The sequence below is a fragment of the Nodularia spumigena CCY9414 genome, from assembly GCF_000340565.2.
In the GTDB taxonomy this organism is placed as follows: domain Bacteria; phylum Cyanobacteriota; class Cyanobacteriia; order Cyanobacteriales; family Nostocaceae; genus Nodularia; species Nodularia spumigena.
The window spans coordinates 907,878-926,244 of record NZ_CP007203.1 but is presented as its reverse complement, the minus strand read 5'-3'; the positions used below and the strand labels follow the sequence as shown (position 1 = coordinate 926,244).

Sequence of the window (18,367 nt, the reverse complement as noted above, 5' to 3'; positions counted from 1 at the left end):
AATATGTACACACACTACTAGACTTACTAATATAGCATTCATCCTGCCAATGTCAGAATTTATCAAAAAAGTTTTTCTTTGGGAGTGGGGAGTGGGGAGGAAGAGGCAGGGGGGCAGGGTGCAGGGGGCAGGGGGGAGCAAGTCCTAAGTTGACAATTTCATAGACAAAACTATACTTATATTGACAAAAATCAATATATATTTTAGGAAAAAATCAACTACTTGATATATAATACGGTGATATCAAGTATTGAATTGAGACTATTGCCGACGCGAAAACCAAGCAATGATGGTGGTAGTCTTTTTCAGAAACTTAATTGGAACACAATCGCGTCTGGCTAAGGCGTGAAAGTCTACTGAGGGATAACTGCTCCCATGCTCCCGTTGAAGTAGAAAGTAAAGTCTAGTTTTGTCTAGGTTTTATATAGCAGAAGACGATAACTAATGACCAATGACCAATGACCAATGACCAATGACCAATGACGGTTGGTGTGTAACCGATTGAGAAAATGCGTTAAAATAAGTTACTTGAATTAAATTTCAGCGACTCAAGTAGAAAAACAGATAAAAATTATACTCAGTCTCTATTCCACCCCCTTGAACGAGGTAACTGGATATGCATATGTGTCACCAGCAAACCGGCAGGAAGGGCAGGTTAGGTTGTCAGGGTAGTGAGGATTGGCACACCTTCTCCCTGCCGTATACCGCAAAGCTTACCACTAGGGTGAGCCAACTAGGTAAATCGAACTGAGGAATTATAGTCGCCTTCTCAAGCAAACCATGTGCTGGCAGCCTTGGGAGGATCAAAAAAAATCCAGGTTAAGCTAGAGAAGAGAATTAGGGTTAGCTCGACAACCTCATTGGTTAAAAGTTAAGACTGATTCTCAGGCGGGAATAATCTAAATTTTGGCATTATCCTTACTCCATGCTGCGAATCATTACTCAGCAGGCAGACGTTGTATCAGAACTACAACGTATCTGTAATCGTACTCACGATGAACACGTGCTTCACAAAGAAGCAACTGTGCGCGAAGTATTGCAAGCAGTGCAGCGCCAAGGCGACAAAGCTGTTTTGCATTATACAGCTGAATTCGATAACCAAACTCTCAAATCAGAGGAATTGCGTGTTACTGGCTCGGAAATGGATGCAGCCTACCAACAGGTATCGAAAGAGCTACTCCAGGCGATTCAGTTGGCTAGCCGCCAGATTGAAGCATTTCACCGACAGCGTGTCCCGAAAAGTTGGGTACACTTTGGCGATGATGATGTGGTGGTGGGTAAACGCTATACCCCTGTAGACCGTGCGGGTTTATATGTGCCTGGTGGTCGTGCTGCTTATCCCAGTACTGTACTCATGAATGCTATTCCGGCTAAGGTGGCTGGTGTGCCTCGTGTGGTGATGGTAACACCTCCTGGTGTCAGAAAAGCAATTCACCCAGCTGTTTTGGTAGCTGCTCAAGAAGCAGGGATAGAAGAAATTTATCGTGTTGGGGGGGCGCAGGCGATCGCCGCTTTAGCTTACGGTACAGATACGATTCCTAAAGTAAATGTCATTACTGGCCCTGGTAATATTTATGTCACCTTAGCCAAAAAACTGGTTTATGGTACTGTCGGCATTGATTCCTTAGCAGGGCCGAGTGAAGTGTTAATTATTGCCGATGAAACAGCAAATCCGGTAAATGTGGCGGCGGACTTGTTGGCGCAAGCTGAACATGATCCAATGGCGGCGGCGATTTTGTTGACTACGGATACTGCTTTAGCTAAAAACGTGCAAGTAGCTGTAGAAAGACAATTAGTGGATCATCCCCGAAGGATAGACACAGAAAAAGCGATCGCTCATTATGGCTTAATTGTGGTTGTGGAATCTTTGTCAGCAGCAGCCGAATTTTCCAACGAATTTGCTCCCGAACATTTAGAGTTAGAAGTTAAAGATCCTTGGGCTGTGCTTTCCGATATTCGTCACGCCGGCGCAATATTCTTGGGTTACTCTACACCAGAAGCTGTAGGAGACTATTTAGCAGGGCCTAACCACACCTTGCCAACTTCCGGTGCGGCTCGTTATGCTTCACCTTTAGGAGTAGAAACCTTCCTCAAACATTCCAGTATTATTCAATACTCACCTACTGCACTGCAAAAAGTGGCTGGAGCAATTGATGCGCTAGCAACAGCCGAGGGCTTACCGTCTCATAAAGATTCAGTAAGGCGCAGAATTCAGCAGGAAGAGTGATTTAGAATGTTAATTTTTTTCATAAACTATTGGACAAAGCTACTCGGTAGCGGCCAGATATAAGATTGGACAGCAGTAGCATCAAAGGAACAGCGACATATAGCATATTTCATCTGAGTAGGTACGTAGTGGCATGGCAAGCTTAAAATGATGCAATAGAAAATGTTCGTAGTTGCGCTTTAGCGCGATTTAACTTAGAAATCTAATGCACTATTTTAGCCTTGTCACGCCTGTAGGGCTGGCAGTCCTTGCCCTCCCCCACAAGATTTATAATATTAATTGTGTATGTACTTAATTTACTTACGGAGTGCTATTTTATACGCTATCACCAAGGAACTGCCAAAAACTTGTTTCAAGTAATTTAGGACTTACGCACACTCTACATTTTCTTGGCGTTCTACAGCCCTTGCGGGCATCGCTGCGCGCGGGCGGCTAAAGCCCTGGGGGCATACGCTACGCGAAGGCGGTATGGGCTTCCCGCACGCTACGCGAACGATAAATCAAGATTTTTGGCAATTATTGCGTAAGTCCTGAGTAGAACGAGTTATTCAAGCTTTAAATGATTTGGTATTTACCAGTGATGCCAAAGTCATACTCTGTCATGTATTTCCCACACCAGAGTCAGAGATGCAACTACCCGCAGACCGCCCTCATCCAGAATCTTCAAAGTCTTCTGATTTCCATATTGAAAAACTACTGTTAAAGTATAAAGAAAACTTATCATTTAACAGTGAATTAGAATTGGTAAGCGGCGAGCCTGCGGTGGAAATTATTCGCCTAGCCAATATTTACAAAGCCGACTTAGTGGTAATTGGTAGTCGCGGGTTAGTTGGGATGAAGCGAATTGTCCTGGGTTCTGTCAGTACTCAAGTAGTGGAACAGGCTAATTGTTCGGTCTTGGTGGTAAAACCAACATCCTAAGTATTGACTGTAGAGGCGATTAATCACTTTCTCTTGTACAGAGGCGATTAATCGCGTCTCTACTACTGACTTGCCAAAAACTGACGCAAACTTAATAAATTCAGGGTTTGACCTAAATTGAGGGGTAGCATTGAAACTCCTTCCAAGCGGGACTGCACCCAACCTTCTCCCCAATACCATTCATGAAAGCCATCAATACCTCCACTGAGGAGCAAACGAAGACAGTTGGGTTTTGCCACTTCTACTTGATGATGAATTGAAATTGGCCCTGTCCAGGTTGTAAACTGAAAGCCGGTGTGCAGTTCTTCTGGCATTCCGGGAGTAAAATTTTGGACCACCAGCCATTTGGCTAGTTTTTCGGGATTTTGCAAACTGTCACGAATCGCACTGGCGGAGGCGGTGATTTCTATCCGTAGTTGACTTTGTTGAAATTTACCCAGCATTTTTTTTAAGAATTCTTTAAAGGTCTGGTCTGGCTTTTGCTGCATTGTAGTTCTAGTATTGCAAATACAATCACCTATCACAGCCTCGTTTTTCTACTAGATGAGAATTTAGAATAGAGAATGTAGACTTATTAAGAAATGTAAGGTTTTTCATGGCTGACCAATTAATTCGTGCCACAGCTGCCGACGGTGGAATTCGTGCCGTGGGTGTGATTACTAATCGTTTAACAGAAGAAGCACGGCAACGCCACAAGTTGTCTTATGTGGCTACAGCAGCGCTGGGGCGGAGTATGGCTGCGGGCTTATTGATGGCTTCTAGTATGAAGCGACCTGGTTCGAGGGTGAATGTCCGAGTTAAGGGCGATGGGCCTTTGGGCGGAATTTTGGTAGATGCTGGTTTGGATGGAACTGTACGCGGTTATGTTGCCAACCCATCTGTAGAATTGCCTCCGAATGAAAAAGGTAAGCTCGATGTTGGTGGTGCGGTTGGTAAAGGCTACCTTTATGTGGTGCGAGATATCGGTTATGGCTACCCTTACTCTAGTACGGTGGAACTAATATCGGGGGAAATCGGCGAAGATGTGGCTCATTACTTAGTTAGTTCTGAACAAACACCTTCGGCTTTGGTTTTAGGCGTATTCGTCGGAGCAACTGGTGTAACTGCTTCTGGAGGTTTGCTTGTACAGGTTTTGCCGAAAGCTGCTAGGGATGAAGACCTAGTGGAAACACTGCAATCACGGGTATCTAGTTTGTCTGGATTTACACCGTTGTTACAAGCTGGTAAGACGTTGCCAGAAATTTTTGATGATTTACTAGGGGATATGGGTCTGTCAGTATTTCCCGAACGTCAAATGTTGCGCTTCCACTGTGGTTGTTCTTTTGACCGTGTGCTAGGGGCGTTAAAAATCCTGGGCAAAGAGGAGTTGCAAGACATGATTACTAAAGATGATGGTGCGGAGGCAATTTGTGAGTTTTGCGGCGAAGTTTATCAAGCAAATAGGAATCACTTGGCGCAATTAATTGTTGATTTACAAGCTGAATCTTCGGTTTCTGGTTAAAGTATAAAGTCATACGAAAAGATGATAATATTCATGCTATCTGTGGTCGGAGAATATTTATGCCGTGGCTTTTGAATTATGAGAAAGTTACTGTGGCAGCATCGGAATTATCAGCCTAGAACAGATCGCTATTCAACTATTTTGGTGTGAGAGATGACACAGAGGGATATTCCAGAACGTTGGCCCCCATCCGGAGCAGGACAGCCAGATGATATGACAAGATTATCCCGAACACCTCAATTCGGTGAAACTCAAAGTTTTGGTGTTCCGGCTAATGGTTCTACCTCTAAGTCTGTGCAGCGACAAAAACAAGACAGTTCCGAATTACTTTTAAATAATCAGTCAGCAGAACCTAGTTTACCCAGGATAAATTCTGGGAGATTCCCTGCTTGGACGAGAAGCTGGGTTTTGTGGGGATTAATGTTAACATTGATTCCTGGCGGTGTGGGGTTTCTGGCGATGGCTATGCTGCTAAAGCTACCAACGGCTCCCAGTTGTCCGGCGATTTCGCGACCTTTTGTGAGTGCTGCGGTGAAGTTACATTGCGCTCAGTTATCTGCTTCTAAGCTGACTGTGAAGGATTTATTGCAAGCGATCGCCATAGTCAGTAAGATACCAGAGGATCACCCGTTGCGGGGAGAAATTGATCGTTATTTAACAGAATGGTCGCAGGATATTTTACAACTTGCAGATGAAAGTTTTCAAGCGGGAAATTTAGAAGAAGCGATCGCTACTGCGCGTCAGATACCTGAAGGCTTACGACCTTCTCAATTAGTTGAGGAACAAGTTAGTAAATGGCAATCAACTTGGTCTGATGCAGAAGATATATATAAGAATGCGGAAGGGGAACTAAAACAACGACGCTGGCAATCAGCGTTTCTGCTCTCGGCTAGATTACTGCGTGTGGATAATCAATATTGGTCAAGTGTTAAGTATGACCAGTTAAACAATTTGATTACTTCGGCACGGGAGGATGGTGATAAGTTAGGCCAGGCTGAAAGTTTAGCAAATAGCAAGGTAGTAGATAATTTACTAAAAGCGATTAAATTGTCTGAGTCTATTAGACCTGAAAGCTACCTTTATGAAAAAGCGCAGGAGTTCATTCCCGAAATTGGCCGGAAAATGCTGGATTTAGCGGAGGCGAGTCTGGATAAGCGGGATGCAGATACAGCGTTAGATATTGCTAGACAAATTCCGGATAATGCGCGATTGCAGACAGAAGTTGAAGATTTTATGGCTTTGACTGATGCGCGACGCAGTGCATGGATTGGGACAATATCTGGGTTAGAATCAGCTATTTTTCAGGCGCAACAAATTGATGCTTCTAGAAGAATTTATGGTGATGCTCAAGAGTTGATTGCTCGTTGGCAATTGGAAATTGAAGACGTGGCGCGTTTAGAAAAGGCGCGGAGCCTTGCTAGTCAAGGTACTATTGAATATTTAACGGCAGCAATTAGTGAAGTTCAGATGATTTCTTCTGATAATCCCCGCGCTTCGGAGGCGAGGAAGGAAATCAACCGTTGGCGTAACCAAGTTGAGACTATTGAAGATAGACCTATTTTGGAACGCGCTCAACAATTGGCATGGCTAAATGATATTAATTCTTTGCAAGCAGCAATATCGGAAGCGAGTCAAATCCGTCGGGGTAGGGCGTTGTATTCTGAAGCACAGAACAAAATTAATGGTTGGACGGCGACTGTTGAGCGTATACAAGATCAGCCATATTTAGATCAAGCAAGAATGCTGGCGCGGAGTGGTGATTTGAATGCTGCTATTAATACGGCTCAACCAATTGCGTCTTCAGGGCGATCGCTTGCTGGTGAAGCCAGGAAGGCTATAGATGATTGGCGAGGACAAATCCGGGCTAGAGAAAACTGGAATCGAGCTAGAGCAGTGGCTGTTGCTGGTACACCGGAAGCTTTGTCTCAAGCTATCGGTATTGCTCAACGGGTTCCCAGAAATAGCACGTTGCGGATGGATGTGAATATTGCGATTAATCAATGGAGTCAGCAATTATTCGATATTGCTCGTTCTCAGGGTGATTTTAATATTGTGCGTGCTATTGAGACGGCTAAGTTGATTCCTCGCAGTAGTTCTGTTTACAGTCGGGCGCAACAGCAAATTGAAAATTGGCAGTCTTTTCTCAATCCTCCTGAACCTGAGCCTCCTGTAATTCAGCCAACTGTCCCTATTATTGAGCAGCCAAGTCCGCCTATTGTGGAACGGTAATTGTTTATAGATCTTCATCAACCTTTGGCAAATTATATGTTTGTGGGAGGTTGATTTTTTTATTTACATGAGTTACCCACGAGTGACGGGAGAATTAATTGTTTTGGCTTGCTCTAGGAGGCGATCGCATGAGATAATTGAGTCAGGACTTACGCAAAAATATGGAAAACCGAACCACGTAAAGCCTTCTCTACGAGAGGCTTGTCTGCGACACGCTACGCGAACGCCAACGGCATAGCTAGAGCCTCCGGCACGCTACCGCGAACGCTTACCGCGAAGCGTCTCCCCTTCTCCCAAAGGGAGAGGCTAGCGCCAAGGGAGAAGGACACAAAGGACACGTTCGCGTAGCGTCTCGAAGAGAAGTTAAGAAGGTTTCAGAGAGTCCTTGCGTAAGTCCTATGAATATATTCAGTATTTTTCATAATTTTGTTAAAGTTGTGGTTAATAATGTAGAGACGTTCCATGGAACGTCTCTACACGGGTTTTGACATCATCACAAATCGTGTTGATACTTCAAGTCAAAAGTTAATAACTTACTTGCGTTTTTTTGTGGTAGCCTGAACAATTCTTGATTCCAAAGTAAATTCTGGTATTTCTGCGAGTTCGGCTTCATTCAAACTATACTGTTCACACACCAAACTCAAGCGATTTCCCGGTGTTTTTACGGCGTTGACGGAGTGAGTTAAATCACCTTGAAAGTAAACTAAAGTATTTACCTGGGGCTTAATTTGTCCCAGTTGGCGTTTCTGCGACTTCAGTACCAATTCTCCCCCTTCCATATTTTGGGGTAAGCGCACATAAAGAACGCTGACAACTGCCGGCGGTTCCACGGTTTTGCAGTAAGAACGCAACGAGCGGTCAATGTGCGGGTCTACACGGGAACCTTCCTTCAGTTGTAACGGATTGAGGTAAAATGCATTACAACTCGGTTGTAGAGCCAAATCCAGGTATGGTTTGAAATAGGGAAACTTTTGTTCTACAGTGGGAATGTGCGATCGCCTGAATACTACAGAAAATCCCTTAGTCCCCACAAAATCGCGGTTGAGATTATTGATAGCAAAGTAACGACAAGCTTGAATTTCTCCCCATAAATTATTCAGATATTCGCTAGGGAAGGCGTTTGGTTGTTGTTGATAGTGTTTCACAGTCAGTATAGAAAGCAATAGAAGAATAATATACAGCCAGTGCAGAGTGACCAAAGGCGATCGCATACGGCGTTGTTGTATCATGAACACTGGGAAACTTTGATATCCCGGAACTCATTCACAACTGGAGTTTGCGTTTGACAGAATTACAGATGCGGCTGTGATTTCTATTGCTAGTGAATGGCGTACTCACTTAGATGAGATAGAGGTAGAAATGCACATATTTGCTGGCTTGGCTTTTGGCTATAAAGCGAAACCCGAAGACAATATCAATGAATGGCTACCAGATAAACCCAAAGTGCGGCGAGTCATCAGGCGTGTATCCAGTACCTTTTGGTTTAGTCGTGAGGTGATGCAGTATGCGCCAGACTGTGTAGTGATTATACCAGAAAATGTGCGCGATCGCCTGAAACAAAAACTCCGCACTCTCTGCGATTCATACAATATAGAAATCAGGAGTTAACTTTTGTGGGGTGGGCATCTTGCCCGCCCTCAAATTACCTTAAAATCTTTTCAATCATCCCATTCGCTTGGGAAGCATAACCACCGCCAAATAAATTAAAGTGATTGAGAATGTGATACAGGTTATACAGGGTTTTTCTCTGCTCATAACCTGCATTTAAAGGAAAAACCTCGTGATAACCTTGGTAAAACCCGGCTGAAAAGCCACCAAATAACTCTGTCATCGCAATATCAACTTCTCTATCGCCAAAATAAGTTGCTGGGTCAAATATTACCGGTTCGCCTGACACAGTATACCCAGCATTTCCACCCCATAAATCACCATGTACTAAGGATGGTTGCACTTGATGATTTGCCAATAATTCCGGAATAGCTGCAAGTAATTGCTCTTGTTTGGGAAAACTCCCACCCCGTCGCCTAGCTAACTGAAACTGATAACTCAGGCGATGTTGAGTATAAAATTCTGCCCAGTCTGCTGTCCAGGTATTGATTTGGGGTGTGGAACCAATAGTATTATTAATTTGCCATCCAAAACCTTTGTTGCTAGTAGCTTTGTGCATCTGTGCTAACTTGCGTCCCATTTCTTGACAAGATTTGCTGTTACTACCTCCCATTTCTAGCCATTCCAAGACGATATAGCTAGAGTTTCCAGCAGTACCCCAGCAAATCGGTTTGGGTACAAGAATGGTATTTGTCGCCAGCATTTCTTTTAAACCCAGCGCCTCAGCTTCAAACATAGCAACTTGAGAAGCTTGATTGAGCTTGACAAAATAAGTCAAATTACCATCAGCAACAGCATAACCTTGATTAATACAGCCACCACTCACACTGCGCTTGTGCTGAGTTTGAAATTTTTCGCCAGTTACTTGGCTAATATGGGTATCAATTTCAGTCCACATAATTTCAGTTACCAGTTAACAGTTAACAGTTAGGGACTTACTCGAAATAAATTATCCAAATAAACGTTAGCGTAGCTTGCCGAAGGCTACCACAGAGACACAGAGGTAACAGAGTTTTGAGAGTTTGAGAGATTTTTTGCGTTAGGTGATTGAGTATTTTCTTATTTGGAAGTCCCTTAACATTATTTAACCACTGATAACTGATAACTGATAACTGTTTACTGATGTGGTTTCAACACGACTACACCATAAGCATCTGGGGAAAGATACTGTTGTGCGGCTTGCATTAAGTCAGTTGCATCTTGGGATTGAATATGATCTGGGTAGTTAAAGGCAGGTTCTAAATCTCCTACCATAGATTGATAATAACCGTATAAACCAGCGCGATCGCTTGGTGTTTCGTTTGCAAATATAAACTTGTTGGCTACCCGTCGCCGCACACGGGCAATTTCTGGTTCTGAAACCAACTCTGTATGTAGTATACGGATATGTTGAGCGATCGCCTCTTCCACAGCCTGTAAATTTTCCACCGCACATTTAGCAGAAATATAAAACGTTCCTTGTAACTGATTGGTCATATTACTCACACCAATGGAAGTCACAAGTTCCCGTTCTTCCCGCAAATCTCGCACCAGTCTGGAAGTGAGTCCATGTCCCAAAACTCCCGCCAAAACATCCAACCCATAAATATCATTTAACTGTTTCAAACCTGGAACCCGCCAAACCATGACTAAACGTGCTTCCTGAAGACTTTCATCAACAAACTCCCGCCGCACAACTTCTGTAAACGCAGGTTCAGGATTAACCCCTAACTGTTGACTGTTAACTGTTAACTGTTCACTGACACTAAATCCCTCCGCTACAGTTGCAATTAACTCTTCCACAGGTAAATTACCCACAGCTACAGCCGTAATTGATTGGGGTTGATACCAAGTACGATGAAAATCGCGCATTTGCTGGGCTTTAAGTTGAGAAATTACCGCTTCTGGCCCCAACACTGGACGGCGATAGGGTAACTGTTCAAAAGCTGTCTCCATTGACCTTCTAAACGTCCTGCGCCGGGGATTATCCTCAGAACGGCGAATTTCTTCCAAAACCACCAAACGTTCCCGTTCAAAGGCATCATCAGGAATTATAGCGTTACATACTACATCTATTTGCAGTGGAGCCAGTGCGGCAAAATCCTTGGGAGCCGTATTTATATAGTATTGAGTATAGTCTTGGCTAGTTGCCGCATTAGTCACAGCACCCCGTTCTTCAATGTGACGTTCAAACTCACCGCTTGCTAAACGCTCGGTTCCTTTAAAAATCATGTGTTCTAAAAAATGAGCCATGCCATTAATAGCATCAGATTCTACCGCCGAGCCAACTTTAATCCACAAACTGAGATTCACTGCTTCCACTGGCATTTGTTCTGCAACTATGGTCAAGCCATTGGGCAATGTATGCACCGTGGGGGCATTTATCCGAGGGAATTTTAGCAAGGTTGAGGTCATGGGTAGTGGGGAGTGAACAGCTTTGTTATTCCTTTATTTTATCTAGCAATTCCAATCAGCATCTTAGGGTTGTGAATATCACACGGCCTTTTTCTTGGCAAATAACGTAAAATTATGAGTAGTAATATTAAAAATTGTAAAGATAGATGTCTAATATTTCTACTCACAAAACCAAATCTCGTGTTGCTGTCATCGGTGCAGGGATAGGCGGACTGACTGCGGCTGCATTATTAGCTCATCGGGGTTACAGCGTTTTAGTCTTAGACCAAGCCCTGGTTCCGGGGGGGTGTGCTTCCACATTTCAACGGCGCGGATTTACCTTTGATGTGGGGGCGACTCAGGTAGCTGGATTAGAACCTGGGGGAATTCATCACCGCATATTCTCAGAATTAGGGATAGATTTACCAGCAGCGACACCATGTGACCCGGCTTGTGCTGTGTATTTACCTGGGGAAAGTACACCGATTAATGTTTGGCGTGACCAAAAGAAATGGCGAGAGGAACGCCAAAAACAATTTCCTGGGAGTGAACCGTTTTGGCAGATGATGGCGGTGCTATTTGAAGCTAGTTGGCAATTCCAAGGACGTGACCCGGTATTACCTCCCCGCAGTTTATGGGATTTATGGCAATTAACTCAAGCGGTACGCCCTAGTACATTCATTACCGTACCCTATACATTATTTACTGTGGGGGATGCTTTAAGGTTTTACGGACTGGGTAACGACCATCGTTTGAAAACGTTTTTGGATTTGCAATTAAAGCTATATTCTCAAGTTGATACAGAGGAGACGGCTTTACTTTATGCAGCTACGGCGTTGAGTGTATCCCAATTACCCCAAGGTTTATTTCACCTCCAAGGTAGTATGCAGGTACTAAGCGATCGCCTGGTTGCATCCTTAGAAAGAGATGGTGCTAAATTATTAATGCGCCACACTGTGGAACACATCCAGGTAGAAAATAACCAAGCTACGGCTGTAGTCATCAGAAATCAAAAAACAGGCGAAGTCTGCACAGAAACTGTAGACCATGTAGTTGCTAACGTCACCGTGCAGAACTTAGTGCAACTATTGGGAGACAAAGCCCCCTCTGGGTATAAAAATCGCGTGGAAAAATTACCCCCAGCGTCCGGTGCATTTGTGGTGTATTTAGGGGTAGATATCAGCGCTATTCCCCCAGATTGTCCGCCCCACCTACAATTCCTCTATGATGTCGATGGACCGATTGGGGAAAATAATTCTCTGTTTGTTTCCGTCAGTCATTCGGGAGATGGACGCGCCCCAGATGGAAAAGCCACAATTATCGCTTCATCCTTTGTCGATCCTGCACCGTGGTGGGAAACCGAGAATTATCAAGGACTTAAACAGAAGTATACAGAAGATGCGATCGCACGTCTTTCGGAATATTTCTACCTCAAACCAGAAACCATCATTCATCAAGAAGCCGCCACACCCCGGAGTTTTGCTCATTACACAGGACGCGATCGCGGTATAGTAGGCGGTATTGGTCAAAGAATACCCACCTTTGGCCCCTTTGGATTTGCCAATCGCACACCCATCAACCATTTATGGTTAGTCGGTGACTCAACTCATCCCGGAGAAGGTACAGCTGGAGTCAGCTACTCAGCCCTAACAGTGGTTAGACAAATTGAGCAAGTCCTAAGTTGACAATTTCATAGACAAAACTATACTTATATTGACAAAAATCAATATATATTTTAGGAAAAAATCAACTACTTGATATATAATACGGTGATATCAAGTATTGAATTGAGACTATTGCCGACGCGAAAACCAAGCAATGATGGTGGTAGTCTTTTTCAGAAACTTAATTGGAACACAATCGCGTCTGGCTAAGGCGTGAAAGTCTACTGAGGGATAACTGCTCCCATGCTCCCGTTGAAGTAGAAAGTAAAGTCTAGTTTTGTCTAGGTTTTATATAGCAGGCGAAGTCTCAGCACAAAAATAGCAACCGCCAACGAGGTTAAGACATAAACGGATAATCAAACTTAGACACCACTGGGGTTTTAACCCACTCCCCACTCCCCACTCCCTACTCCCCAGCTATATGTACATCTGTGGTTAAATCTTAAAAATAGTTACTGTAGCAAGATATCTAGTAAAATCATATCCTCATAGTAATTTGTATGTAGGTACTCTTGCTGTGTATCAACTAACATAAGCTGGATACATGAATTACGAAACAGCTCGCAAACTCCTCATAGCCCAGACAGTGACAACAGAGGAAAATCCAGATGCATTATTAATGCGAATGAAGCTGGGAAAACCACCAGTACCCGGTCAGATCACTTCGATTTTATTAGCTTTGAAGGTGGTATTTGAATCTATGAAAGATGCGCCCAACCTCGACAGAGAATTAGCCTTTGCTCTTTATCAGTTGGGTGTCAAGGCGCAGCAAATATTTGTAGCCGGACGCAAAGCTGGGGTTGATTGGCCGCCTCTGCTGAAGGAAGATTTACTGAGAATTTCCTTAGCGACTGAAAGCATCTTTTCTGGTATTTGGCAAACCCCATCTCCTGTAGGATTAGGAGGATTATAGAGGCGACTTGCAGCAGGTTGGGTTCAACCGAACCCACAGCAAACGCCAACTATTAGCGATTTCGCAATTCAGATTCCAATTTATCGAGGTCAGCTTTGAGAAAAACCGTCATTTGACCTGTGAAAGCTTTACCTCCTGGAGGTTGGGCAATTTCCATCCAATAGACATAGCGATCGCCTACACGTAATTCTCCCTGTAAAGCCTCCCTGATAGGGGTTCTAGCCATCCGCGCCGAGTTAATCGCACTCTGGTTAGGATACTCATATATTACTTGAGCGCGATTAAAATCTTGATAGATATCTAAGCTATAAATCACCCGTAAAGATTCCTGGAGACGCTGAAAACTCATCCCATTAATGGCATCATACATAGTCAGGCGCTCACTACGAATCCGGCCTCTATCCTGAGTTAATCTCACCCTACCAGGAGGTAACACAGATGCTTGAAAAGTGAATCGCTGGGCTGCTGTATCACTTTTTTGGATAAACAAACGCTCACCAGGTCTAGGGCGCAGTGTAGGATGTGCTTGAATCCAGGTTGTGACTTCTTCTGTAGTTTGTCCTGGTAAAGCCTCAGCTTTGGAATCAAACAGCATTCCCACGCCCAACCAGGGAACCAGAGAAAAAGGTAAAATCAAGAACTTAAGCAGAGATTTTTTCAGCATTTTCCTATTCGGGACTTACATGGAAATTTCCCCCGACAGGGGATAATCATAGTTTTCCCATTTTTAGGTATGTTGCATCAACCCTTAGCATCAAAATAAACTTCCGCCTCCATCAAGGCTGTCAGGTTTAAGCTATTTAAAATGCTGGACTTAATTGGGCGCTTTTCATCCCAAAAAATTAGAGATGAATAAAAATTTATAGCTGCTGGAGAAGTCAAAACCTCAAAAGTCTTTTGTGCTGTTTCCTGATTATCAAAACTGAGAAAGTAAACAGTATCATCAAAAACCACAGGTTTCTCACTCAGCTTACCGATTAATCTAAACTCTAACCGCTTATAAAGTCCACAAATCGCTATTTTCCAAGGTTTAAAAGTATATGAACCAACCCCAAAAATAGAAAATCTGGGTTGATTTTTGTATATTTTACTTTTGCGATTATCCAAGTAACTTCCATGAGACTCTAGATAATCCCAGGTCTTAGGAGCTACACATTTTATATATTCAGTTGTTTCACCCACAAATTTTTGAGTAACTAGAACATATCGCTCAGTACTGCTGATGCGATTTTGAGCAACATCAGAGCCTTTAAGCAAAGGGAAAAGATATGTTTCTTCAATATCAACTATTTCTCCTAATTTATTAATAAAAGTATGATCAATTTTACGGAATTCCATGATGTTTGAGCAATCATGTTTAATACCTGAGCGCCATTTTGTTTCAGTTCTGATATCGTACAATTTACTCAAATTTTCAAAAGCAGCTATATCTCTAATTAGAACATTATTTCGATATCCGATTTTGTACGATTCTAAGCTTTCTAGACTACTGAATACATCACAGTAGTAGTTTTTAGAGGTTGAATCGAATTTGCAGAATAATAGACAAGCTTCCACAGAAGCATTAAAATACTTTTTTGTATCTATATTATAAGTTGCACAATCAGCTAGATTTAGATTATGAGAATAAAGGTAGTTCAATAACTTTCTGGAAACAGAAGTTTTACAAAGCATTGCTAGGTAAGCATCACGCCCCTGTAGCCATTGGATAGCCTGAATTAGCATCCATTCTGAAATATCAAAGTTACTCTTACCTGTGATTGCATCTAAACCGCTATAATTTTGAAAATTATTTTTATTGGGCAGGTTTTCGCCACCAATGCTTCCTTGTTGTGAACTTGTCACCCAAGGAAAATTACCAAGGACTAGGAGTTTACCATTGATTTGATTTACATAAGATAACCAATCAAATTGAAAAAAAGTCTGCATTTTCAAGCTCAATTCTTTTATCTTGCAAGAATAGCTTCTTTGTTTTCACCTCTTGTAAATAATCTGGGTTCAGTTCTACTCCCATAATCTTGTTCGTTGATTGAAACAAACGTGAAGCTACCTGAATAAAATTACCTATTCCACAAGTTGGCTCAATGATCACATCAGGACATACACCCAATTCGATCAACTTTTTACATACCTTGGTAGCGAGTTCTATGGGTGTTTGAAAGTCTCCATATTCTACTTTTGCTTTGTCAACAGTGCGAATCATTCCTTAGCCCTGTAAACAGCTATTATACCTGCTTCTTCTCCAGCACTCTCAATAACTCTTCTATATTGAAGTCGCCTGCAAGGCGTTAGAAATAGTTAAAAATCCTTCCAAAGGAGGGTTTAAGAGTATTTCATCTGCGATATTAGATGCTTCAATTTCATCAACAGGCAAATTTCGATCATACATAAAAGCAATCAAATCATCTTTATTGCCTTCATTTTCCAAGATGCTGCGAATTCCACGAGTCATCTGAAAATCAGCCGTTCTTTCTGCACTTACATAAATTGTGTGTAGAATGTTCAAATTTGCAGTCCGGTTCATACTTTGGTCTGTCTTATCATAAACAAAGATGATTAATGCATATCCCAGTCCAAAAATTTTTTGTCGTGCAGATTTAAAAGGACAAGATGACTGTGGTTGCTTAATGCTTGTTACCTTAACATCAACCAATAACCCCGGAAAATCGATACCACTGGCTGAATTACCCTCCACAAAATCATACTTATTTTTGAGATAAAGCCTAAATTTTTGCTCTAAATATGTGCCGATTGCTTTCCCATCAGTCACACCATACAGTAAAGGTTCAGGGTGTCTAGACTCGGCGGCTGAAAATAGTGCAGCTTCGGTACAGAGGGCTTCTATGGTCAAAATTGTCATAGTTGAAGCAAAAATTAATGACAATTATCATACCCTAGCTTGAGGTTACAGTTGTGCGATCGCCAAAAAAGCAAGATATTCCAGATATAATTAGAACAGAGGATAACTAATTAACAATTATGTATAACTCTGAAACCCAACCTCAAATCTTACGCGCAGCATGGGAGCAAGGTTTGCAGCAAGGGTTAACCCAAGTTGCACTCAATATGCTCAAAGAAGGTATCGATTTAGCTCTTGTAGCAAAGCTAACGGGATTATCACTTGCAAGAGTCAAGAATTTGCAAACTCACGATGCTGATAACTCCCAAGTATTAGTCAAAGATTTTTTGGAATTAAGTGAGTCATCACTGAACAAAGTTTGGCTGGATTCAGAGGAAGACGAAGCTTGGAAGGATCTATAATTTGACAATTGCCCTGAGAGAGCCTTAAGGTAGTACAATTAAACTAAAGAGAGCAGAAAATTCTCCATAGCTTTTCTTGCGATAACTCTGTAAACTGATGTATTGATACGGATAAAGGCTAGCTCTTGTATAGCAGGCTGAAGAGGTGATTATAGTGTTTTCATGTTTTAACGTAGCAAATTACTTTATCTGGCTGGCAAATGAAACAGGCTCTTTTATTAGTAATCTAAAGCTGCAAAAGCTGGTTTACTATGCTCAAGCCTGGCATCTTGCACTCTATGAAACTCCTTTATTCCCAGAAGATTTTCAAGCATGGATACATGGGCCTGTGATACCTGTATTGTACCAGAAGTACAAGCCTTTTGGATGGCAACCTATTTTACAGGATGCTAACCCAGAACTAGAATTACCTGATGAGGTTCGAGAGTTTCTGGATGAACTTGCAGAAGAATATTTTGCCTGCGATGCTTATGAACTTGAGCAAATGACTCATGATGAGGAACCCTGGAAGTGGGCTAGAGGAAATCTAGCATCTGATGCACCTTCCAACGAAATCATTAAAAAGGATTGGATGAAGGAGCAAGTCCTAAGTTGACAATTTCATAGACAAAACTATACTTATATTGACAAAAATCAATATATATTTTAGGAAAAAATCAACTACTTGATATATAATACGGTGATATCAAGTATTGAATTGAGACTATTGCCGACGCGAAAACCAAGCAATGATGGTGGTAGTCTTTTTCAGAAACTTAATTGGAACACAATCGCGTCTGGCTAAGGCGTGAAAGTCTACTGAGGGATAACTGCTCCCATGCTCCCGTTGAAGTAGAAAGTAAAGTCTAGTTTTGTCTAGGTTTTATATAGCAGTACTACGCATCTCGTGCCGAAGAAGATTAAGAAGAGAGCATAAATAAACGGAGTAATCTGTAGTTTATGTGAACCAAACCACTCAAAACATGAGTAAACGTTATCTAGGTCATAACACCTTGGGATTCGCTAGTCCCCTGCCATGTTGCTACTTATTAAACAATAGCTAGAAAACCCGGAGATATCAGGCTTTGAGTATCAACAGGGAGAGTTACAAGGGTATGAAGTCCGTGAATATCTTTTGAATAAATGGAATAGAAAATGTGCATACTGTACTGCGGAAAATGTCCCTTTACAAGTTGAGCATATTAAACCAAAAGCCAAAGGAGGAACTAATAGAATTTCTAATTTGTGTCTAGCTTGTGAGAAATGCAATATCAAAAAAGGTACTCAAGATATTGAGAAGTTTTTAGCAAAAAAGCCTGAGTTGTTGAAGCAAATTTTATCCCAAGCCAAGCGTCCACTAAAAGATGCGTCTGCTGTAAATTCAACGAGATGGGCTTTATTTAATAAGTTAAAAGAAACTGGATTACCTATAACAACAGGTTCAGGAGGTTTAACTAAGTTTAATAGAACTCGTTTAGGATTGCCTAAAACTCATTGGATTGATGCTGCTTGTGTAGGAAAAGTTGAAACTCTCAAAATACTGACAACAAAAATTTTAACAGTAAAAAGCACGGGGCATAGTTGCAGAAGATTCTGTAGGATCAATAAATTTGGTTTTCCTTGCACTGAGCCTAAAAAAATATTCACTCATGTTTCTACAGGAGATTTTGTTAAGGCTACTTTTGCACAAA

13 protein-coding genes and 4 pseudogenes are annotated in these 18,367 nt (G+C 42.2%); 10 read left to right on the top strand and 7 right to left on the bottom strand.

Annotation, left to right across the window (positions count from 1 at the left end):
- Positions 1–925: 925 nt before the first annotated feature.
- Both hisD and NSP_RS04150 read left to right on the top strand, forming a co-directional pair.
- A complete protein-coding gene (gene hisD, locus NSP_RS04155; RefSeq protein ID WP_006197111.1) occupies positions 926–2,227 on the top strand; it encodes a histidinol dehydrogenase in 1,302 nt (433 codons plus the stop codon).
- 564 nt (positions 2,228–2,791) lie between these two features.
- Entirely contained in the window at positions 2,792–3,148 is a 357-nt protein-coding gene (locus tag NSP_RS04150) for a universal stress protein (RefSeq protein WP_231859532.1), read from the top strand.
- A gap of 62 nt (positions 3,149–3,210) precedes the next feature.
- Here the strand turns inward: NSP_RS04150 and NSP_RS04145 are convergent, their stop codons facing one another.
- Positions 3,211–3,591 (bottom strand): hypothetical protein, encoded by a 381-nt coding sequence (locus NSP_RS04145; RefSeq protein WP_173403331.1) that lies wholly within the window; start codon positions 3,589–3,591, stop codon positions 3,211–3,213.
- 152 nt (positions 3,592–3,743) lie between these two features.
- On the opposite strand from NSP_RS04145, the gene hslO reads away from it, so the two are divergent.
- Together hslO and NSP_RS04135 are read left to right on the top strand one after the other, a co-directional pair.
- Positions 3,744–4,649 (top strand): Hsp33 family molecular chaperone HslO, encoded by a 906-nt coding sequence (gene hslO, locus NSP_RS04140; protein ID WP_006197108.1) that lies wholly within the window; start codon positions 3,744–3,746, stop codon positions 4,647–4,649.
- Positions 4,650–4,802: 153 nt separating this feature from the next.
- Positions 4,803–6,878 (top strand): hypothetical protein, encoded by a 2,076-nt coding sequence (locus NSP_RS04135; RefSeq protein WP_006197107.1) that lies wholly within the window; start codon positions 4,803–4,805, stop codon positions 6,876–6,878.
- Between the two features lie 533 nt (positions 6,879–7,411).
- On the opposite strand, the gene NSP_RS04130 is transcribed toward NSP_RS04135, so the two are convergent.
- Positions 7,412–8,023 (bottom strand): 2OG-Fe(II) oxygenase, encoded by a 612-nt coding sequence (locus NSP_RS04130; RefSeq protein ID WP_042202394.1) that lies wholly within the window; start codon positions 8,021–8,023, stop codon positions 7,412–7,414.
- 86 nt (positions 8,024–8,109) lie between these two features.
- On the opposite strand from NSP_RS04130, the pseudogene NSP_RS04125 reads away from it, so the two are divergent.
- Positions 8,110–8,486, top strand: a pseudogene (locus NSP_RS04125) (WCX domain-containing protein); the annotation flags it as partial.
- A 34-nt stretch (positions 8,487–8,520) separates the two neighbouring features.
- Here NSP_RS04125 and NSP_RS04120 read toward each other — a convergent pair.
- Complete coding sequence (locus tag NSP_RS04120; RefSeq protein WP_006197104.1) at positions 8,521–9,384, bottom strand: fructosamine kinase family protein; 864 nt, start codon at positions 9,382–9,384, stop codon at positions 8,521–8,523.
- Between the two features lie 218 nt (positions 9,385–9,602).
- The gene (locus NSP_RS04115; RefSeq protein WP_042202390.1) at positions 9,603–10,880 is read right to left on the bottom strand and encodes a M16 family metallopeptidase; all 1,278 of its coding nucleotides are present in this window, start codon (positions 10,878–10,880) and stop codon (positions 9,603–9,605) included.
- A gap of 146 nt (positions 10,881–11,026) precedes the next feature.
- Here NSP_RS04115 and crtD point away from each other — a divergent pair, with 146 nt between their 5' ends.
- Together crtD and NSP_RS04105 are read left to right on the top strand one after the other, a co-directional pair.
- Entirely contained in the window at positions 11,027–12,544 is a 1,518-nt protein-coding gene (gene crtD, locus NSP_RS04110; protein WP_006197102.1) for a C-3',4' desaturase CrtD, read from the top strand.
- 523 nt (positions 12,545–13,067) lie between these two features.
- Complete coding sequence (locus NSP_RS04105; protein ID WP_006197101.1) at positions 13,068–13,436, top strand: hypothetical protein; 369 nt, start codon at positions 13,068–13,070, stop codon at positions 13,434–13,436.
- Between the two features lie 52 nt (positions 13,437–13,488).
- On the opposite strand, the gene NSP_RS04100 is transcribed toward NSP_RS04105, so the two are convergent.
- From NSP_RS04100 to NSP_RS04090, 3 genes and pseudogenes are all read right to left on the bottom strand, one after another.
- Positions 13,489–14,100 (bottom strand): hypothetical protein, encoded by a 612-nt coding sequence (locus tag NSP_RS04100; RefSeq protein WP_006197100.1) that lies wholly within the window; start codon positions 14,098–14,100, stop codon positions 13,489–13,491.
- A 77-nt stretch (positions 14,101–14,177) separates the two neighbouring features.
- A pseudogene (locus NSP_RS04095) lies at positions 14,178–15,639 on the bottom strand (SAM-dependent methyltransferase).
- Positions 15,636–16,296 (bottom strand): annotated as a pseudogene (locus NSP_RS04090) (type II restriction-modification system restriction endonuclease). Before NSP_RS04090 ends, NSP_RS04095 begins: the two co-directional pseudogenes overlap by 4 nt.
- Positions 16,297–16,415: 119 nt before the next feature.
- Here NSP_RS04090 and NSP_RS04085 point away from each other — a divergent pair.
- From NSP_RS04085 to iscB, 3 genes and pseudogenes are all read left to right on the top strand, one after another.
- The gene (locus tag NSP_RS04085) at positions 16,416–16,697 is read left to right on the top strand and encodes a hypothetical protein (RefSeq protein ID WP_006197097.1); all 282 of its coding nucleotides are present in this window, start codon (positions 16,416–16,418) and stop codon (positions 16,695–16,697) included.
- Between the two features lie 154 nt (positions 16,698–16,851).
- On the top strand, positions 16,852–17,292 hold the full coding sequence (locus NSP_RS04080; RefSeq protein ID WP_231859531.1) for a Panacea domain-containing protein: 441 nt from the start codon (positions 16,852–16,854) through the stop codon (positions 17,290–17,292).
- Positions 17,293–17,736: 444 nt separating this feature from the next.
- Positions 17,737–18,367: pseudogene (iscB, locus tag NSP_RS04075) on the top strand (RNA-guided endonuclease IscB); the annotation flags it as partial.

Excerpts from the sequence above, each read along its gene's own strand:
- hslO (WP_006197108.1), top strand. The coding sequence starts at position 3,744 with ATGGCTGACCAATTAATTCGTGCCACAGCTGCCGACGGTGGAATTCGT.
- NSP_RS04085 (WP_006197097.1), top strand. The coding sequence starts at position 16,416 with ATGTATAACTCTGAAACCCAACCTCAAATCTTACGCGCAGCATGGGAG.
- NSP_RS04100 (WP_006197100.1), bottom strand. The coding sequence starts at position 14,100 with ATGCTGAAAAAATCTCTGCTTAAGTTCTTGATTTTACCTTTTTCTCTG.
- NSP_RS04145 (WP_173403331.1), bottom strand. The coding sequence starts at position 3,591 with ATGCTGGGTAAATTTCAACAAAGTCAACTACGGATAGAAATCACCGCC.
- hisD (WP_006197111.1), top strand. The coding sequence starts at position 926 with ATGCTGCGAATCATTACTCAGCAGGCAGACGTTGTATCAGAACTACAA.
- NSP_RS04115 (WP_042202390.1), bottom strand. The coding sequence starts at position 10,880 with ATGACCTCAACCTTGCTAAAATTCCCTCGGATAAATGCCCCCACGGTG.
- NSP_RS04105 (WP_006197101.1), top strand. The coding sequence starts at position 13,068 with ATGAATTACGAAACAGCTCGCAAACTCCTCATAGCCCAGACAGTGACA.
- NSP_RS04120 (WP_006197104.1), bottom strand. The coding sequence starts at position 9,384 with ATGTGGACTGAAATTGATACCCATATTAGCCAAGTAACTGGCGAAAAA.
- NSP_RS04135 (WP_006197107.1), top strand. The coding sequence starts at position 4,803 with ATGACACAGAGGGATATTCCAGAACGTTGGCCCCCATCCGGAGCAGGA.
- crtD (WP_006197102.1), top strand. The coding sequence starts at position 11,027 with ATGTCTAATATTTCTACTCACAAAACCAAATCTCGTGTTGCTGTCATC.